The following is a 1,469-nucleotide window of genomic DNA, read 5'->3' on the forward strand; positions in this document are numbered from 1 at the left end:
TGAACTGCGCCCCAAAACCTGGACAGTGATCGTTAAGCCGTTTGAGCCTGGGCCCTGTACGCTACAGGGCTTAGGTCACCGAGCTGTATTTTGATGCGGTCGTGATTGTAGTAGCGGATGTATTCCTCGATTCCAGCGCGAAGCTCCTCAACGCTGTCGAAACGTTCTCGGTAGAAAAACTCGGTCTTTAGCGTGCCGAAAAAGCTCTCCATCGCAGCATTGTCCAGACAGTTGCCCTTGCGCGACATGCTTTGCTGCAACCCTGCTTCCTTCAAACGATGTTGATACGTGTGATAGCGGTATTGCCAGCCCTGATCAGAGTGCAGCAGGGGCTTGGCTCCCTCTGGCAAGCGCTTCAGAGCCTGTTCCAGCATTTGCCCAACCAGTGCGTACTGAGGGCGCGTGGCGAGTTGATGAGCCACGATCTCACCGTTGTACAGATCCAGCACAGGCGACAGGTACAGCTTTTCACTGCCCACCTTAAACTCGGTTACATCCGTTACCCACTTCTGATTCGGCTGCGTGGCCTGGAACGCCCGTGCAAGGATATTAGGTGCTGCCAGCCCCACCTGTCCCTTGTATGACTTGTACTTCTTCGCTCGCACCGTGCTCTTGAGGTTCATTTCGCCCATCAGACGGCGCACTTTCTTACTGTTGATCTGTTGTCCGCCACACCGTAAGGCAGCGGTTACCCGGCGATAGCCATAACGCCCCTTGTGCGTGTCTTGGATGCTTCGGATAGCTGATCTCAACGCACCGGAGCGATCCCCTCCTGCCATCGCCTTGAGATGGTAGTAGTAGGTGCTGCGCGATAACCCTGCAGCTTCCAGCAACAGGTCAAGCTTGAAGTGGACGCGTAACTCGCTGACTAACCTGGCTTTTTCTTGGCGGCCGTCGCCTGTCTTTGTTGCTCCTCCCGGTACTCCTTGAGCTTTTTTAGCCAGGCGATCTCCACCTGGGCCTTGCGAAGCTTATTCAGTAACTCGGCATGGCTGAGATCCTCATCCTTGACTGCCGAAACAACAGGCGAAGTAGGTGCCACAGAAGGCTTGGTCATTAGCGCAAGTGATCCTTTATGCCTGGGAGCCAGGGCTTCAATGCCACCACTGTAATACCGCTGCTGCCAGATGCCTACCTGAGTCGCATTGCCCAGTTTGAACACCGCTGCCGCTTGCCGAAAGGAGAGGTTGTGCGCCCACATGCCTTGAAGCACAGCCAGCTTGAACTGAGCGCTGTAGCTATCCCCAGCCCTACGCCCATGAAGGCTGGCCTCGCCGTGAAGCTGGTAAGCCGCTACCCAGCGACGTAATAGCGTGGGGTCCAGGCCAAACCGTGCACCAATGTGTCGATAACCCTGGCCGCGCTCAAGAAAAGCGGTGATGGCAGATAGCTTGAAGTCTTTTGAGTACTTACCCATGAAAAACGCCCCATAAGGTTGGATAGGTGTCCAACATTTGGGGCGCAGTTCA

The 1,469-nt window shown here is 55.3% G+C and carries 1 protein-coding gene; it reads right to left on the reverse strand.

Annotation, left to right across the window (positions count from 1 at the left end):
* Positions 1-32 precede the first annotated feature (32 nt).
* Positions 33-1,417, reverse strand: a protein-coding gene (locus tag ACWKV4_RS20565; protein ID WP_483834045.1) for an IS3 family transposase whose coding sequence is annotated in 2 segments (ribosomal slippage) — positions 33-895 and positions 895-1,417 — 1,386 coding nt in all. Because the reading frame shifts where the segments join, the coding sequence is not laid out codon by codon here.
* Between the last annotated feature and the right edge of the window lie 52 nt (positions 1,418-1,469).

This window comes from Pseudomonas artemisiae, from assembly GCF_057128685.1.